4 protein-coding genes are annotated in these 3,547 nt (G+C 68.5%); all 4 read right to left on the bottom strand.

Going from position 1 to position 3,547, the window contains the following annotated elements:
- The coding region (locus LQV45_RS21130; protein WP_230008688.1) for a dihydroxyacetone kinase family protein at nt 1–966 on the bottom strand (966 nt) is incomplete at its 3' end.
- A gap of 114 nt (nt 967–1,080) precedes the next feature.
- Nucleotides 1,081–2,085, bottom strand: coding sequence for a sugar phosphate isomerase/epimerase (locus tag LQV45_RS21125; RefSeq protein ID WP_230008687.1), 1,005 nt, complete (start codon nt 2,083–2,085; stop codon nt 1,081–1,083).
- 78 nt (nt 2,086–2,163) lie between these two features.
- Complete coding sequence (locus LQV45_RS21120; protein WP_230008686.1) at nt 2,164–3,273, bottom strand: 2-hydroxyacid dehydrogenase; 1,110 nt, start codon at nt 3,271–3,273, stop codon at nt 2,164–2,166.
- Nucleotides 3,270–3,547 (bottom strand): MFS transporter (locus tag LQV45_RS21115; RefSeq protein WP_374208265.1); only part of this gene is annotated, 278 nt, incomplete at its 5' end. The genes LQV45_RS21120 and LQV45_RS21115, both read right to left, overlap by 4 nt.

The following is a 3,547-nucleotide window of genomic DNA, read 5'->3' as shown; positions in this document are numbered from 1 at the left end:
GGCCGGGGCGGCCCAGTACTGCTCGAGTTCCTCGTCCAGCCACAGCAGGGTCAGGGACAGCCCGGACATGTCCAGGCTCGTGACGAGCTCGCCGCATTCGGGTTCGACGACGGTGAGCCCGGCGGCGGTGAGGAGCTTCTCGATCTTGCCGAACAGCAGGAAGAGTTCGTCGTACTTGACCGTGCCAAGGCCGTTGACGATTGCGACCACGCGGGTGCCCGCGTCGTCCGGCTTGTCGGCCAGGAGCCGGCTGACCAGGAGTTCGGCCAGTTCGGAGGCGGTGGGCATGGGGTGGTCGGAGATGCCCGGTTCGCCGTGGATGCCCAGGCCCAGGGACATGTGCCCCGCGGGGACAGAGAACAGCGGGGCCTCCGCGCCGGGCAGCGTGCAGCCGTCGAAGGCCACGCCGAGGGACCGGGTGCGGTAGTTGGTCCGGATGGCCAGCCGTTCGACGTCGTCCAGGCTCAGTCCCGCCTCTGCGGCGGCGCCGGCGATCTTGAAGACCGTCAGGTCCCCGGCGATGCCACGGCGCTTCTCGATCTGCTCCAGCGGGGCGCTGGCGATGTCGTCGGTGACCAGGACGGTGCGGGTTTCGATGCCTTCGGCGTTGAGCCGCAGCTGGGCCTGGCCGAAGTGCAGGACGTCGCCGGCGTAGTTGCCGTAGCTCAGCAGCACGCCGCCGCCGGCGTTGGCCGTCTTGGCCACGCGGTAGACCTGGCCGGCCGCGGGCGAGGCGAACATGTTGCCGCAGGCCGAGGCGGTGGCCAGTCCGGGCCCGACGAGGCCGGCGAAGGCCGGGTAGTGCCCGGAGCCGCCGCCGACCACCAGGGCCACCTGCCCGGAGGGGACTTCGGTGGAGCGGACGACGCCGCCGTCGACTCGGGCCACGTAGCCGCGGTTGGCCGCAACGAAGCCGTCCAGTGCCTCATCCGCGAAATCAGCGGGATTGTCGAAGATCTGGGTCATGGTTCCTCATTGAATCCGTGTTGGAGAACTGATGCTGTGGGTAGAGAGGTGGGGTGGTGCGGCCGCCCCCCAAGTGGCTTGACGGCCGCACCACGCGCCGGTGTCGGCGCCCGTTCAGGCGCTGGCGAGTACCGTGGCCGCCGGCAGCTGCCGGCCCTGGGCCACCTGGCTCGTGCCGAGGGCGTAGCCGTCGGTCTTCGGCAGGACCTGGCGGCGGAGGTAGTCCTGGTTGCTGGCCGTGACGCTGAGGCCGTCGCCGCCGTAGTGCTCGGTGCACAGGATGCCCTGGAAGCCGACGGAGAGCGCGGTCTTGAACGCCTCGCGGTAGTTGATGAGGCCGCTTTCCATCGGGGCCGGCATCGCCACGTAGGTGTCCCGGGCGACGTCCTCGTCGCGGATGTAGTTCTTCATGTGCCAGTAGTTGGAGTACGGGAGGGTCTTGGCGACCATCTCGCGCCAGTCCTCGATCGGGCGGTGCAGCCGGATGAGGTTGCCGATGTCCGGGTTGATGCCGACGTTGGCCAGGCCGATGTCCTGGACCAGCTGAACGGAGGAATCCGCGGTGCCGAGGTACGTGTCCTCGTACATTTCGAGCGAGAGCAGGACGCCGACCTCGGCCGCGTGCTGGCCGAGTTCGCGCAGGCGGCTGACAGCCTTACCCCACGTTTCCTTGTCCCCTACCGGGTCCTTGTACCCTTCGACGGTCCAGAACCAGAGCTGCTTCTGCTGCTCGGCGGTGATGGCCTGGTGCAGTCCGAACGAGACGACATCGCAGCCCAGCTCGGCGGCGGCGTCGATGGTGCGGTGGCTGTACGCCAGGTTCGCTTCCCAGTTGCCTTCCTCGATCACGCTGCGGCGGATGGCCGAGATGACGGGGATGCCGATGCCGACGTTATCCGCGGTCTGCTTGAACTCGGCAAGCCGCTGAGAGCTCAGGTCGCCGGGGCGGACCCAGCTGTCCGTGAGGTCGGCATTGGCAAAGCCGGCGTCCTTGACCTCGCTGAGGACCTCGGCCCAGGCGGAGGCGTCGGCGTCGTTGATGTGGTTGCCCTGCGCGTCGGTTCCCGGGAACTGCAGGAGCGCTGCGGTGATGGGCCAGTTTTCGGCTGTATAGGCCATGGGTTCACTCCTTCGTGGAATCCTGTTTCCTATAGGATTTACTATCTATAGGGATGTTGTCAAGGTCACACCCCCGGGTTACGGGCGCTTCGCGGCGAAGGCCGCGGTCGCGAAGACCTCCGGATTCAGGACGTTGGCAGGGCGCTCCCCTGCCGCGACCGCCAGGATTGACCCAATGGCGCTGGCAGCGACGTCCCGCGTGAAGTCCTCGGTCCAGCACAGGGAATGCGGGGAAAGCACCACGTTGTCCAAGGTCAGGAGCTCGTCGTCGGGAAGCAGGGGTTCCGGCTCAAAGACGTCCAGGCCGGCACCGGCGATCCGGGCGTCCCGCAGGGCGTCCCGGAGGGCATCCGTGTCCACGAGCTTTCCGCGGCCGATATTGATCAAGTAGGCGCTTGGCTTCATCCGCGCCAACGCGGCCGCGCCGATCAATTTTTCGGTCGCCGGTGTCAGCGCGGCGCAGAGCACAACGTAATCCGAGCGCTCCAGGAGCTCGTTCAGGCCCAGCAGCTCAACGCCGAGTCCGGCGGCCTCCGCGTGGCGGCCGCTGCGGTTGTTGCCCACGACCTTCACCCCGAGCGGGGCCAGGAGGCGGGCGAGCTCAGCGCCCACGCTGCCGAAGCCCACGATGCCGACCGTCTGGCCCACCAGCGGCGCGCCGCGGTAATGCTCGCGCTGCGCCCAGTCAGAGGTCCGGGTCAGCCTGTCCTTGGCCAGGAGCTTGTGCGAGAGCGCCAGGAGCAGCGTCAGTCCCGCCACCGCCAACGGCCGCCGGATGGCATCCGGGGTGTTGGTGACAACGATGCCGGCGCGGGTGCAGGCGTCCAAGTCGATGGTTTCGTAGCCGGCCCCGAACCGGGCAATCAGCCTCAGGTCCGGGGCGTGGTCCACGGTGCGTGAATCGAAGGCGATGTGCCCCAGGGACAGCACGGCCTGGACCCCGGCGAGGTCGGCCAGCGGAACCGGGTCTGTGTAACTGGGCAGGACGCTCCAGCTGATGCCATGCTCGCTGAGCCGTTGCAGCCCCAGATCCCCGTGAATGGAGCTTCCGTCCGGCCGCGCGGCGTCGGCCGTGACGGCCACGGTGAACGGCGAGCGGGCGGTGCCCGCAGTGGTGGTTCCCGCCGCCGGGGCGGCCGCCGTGGGGGCGGCCGCCGTCGTCGTCAATGCATTTGTTGCTGTGCTCATGCGTCGGTTCGGCTTTCTGTCTGCGTTGCTGCGGCCTTGTCTTTGATGGGTTCGCGGACCAGCACGGTGTATGCCACTGCGGCCAGGGCGGCGATGACGCCGCCGATCACGAACGACGGCGCGTAGGAGCCGGTGGCATCGGCGATCACACCGGTCAGCAGAGGGGCAAAGGCGCCGCCGAAGTAGCCGCCGAAGTTCTGGATGGCACCGACGGAGGCAACCTGTGAGTTGTCCACGATGTCGCCGGGCATGGCCCACGCGGCCGCCTGCATGG

Source organism: Microbacterium sp. Bi128, from assembly GCF_918698205.1.
The sequence above is the reverse complement of the archived record's forward strand: the minus strand, read 5'-3'. Positions and strand labels throughout refer to the sequence as shown.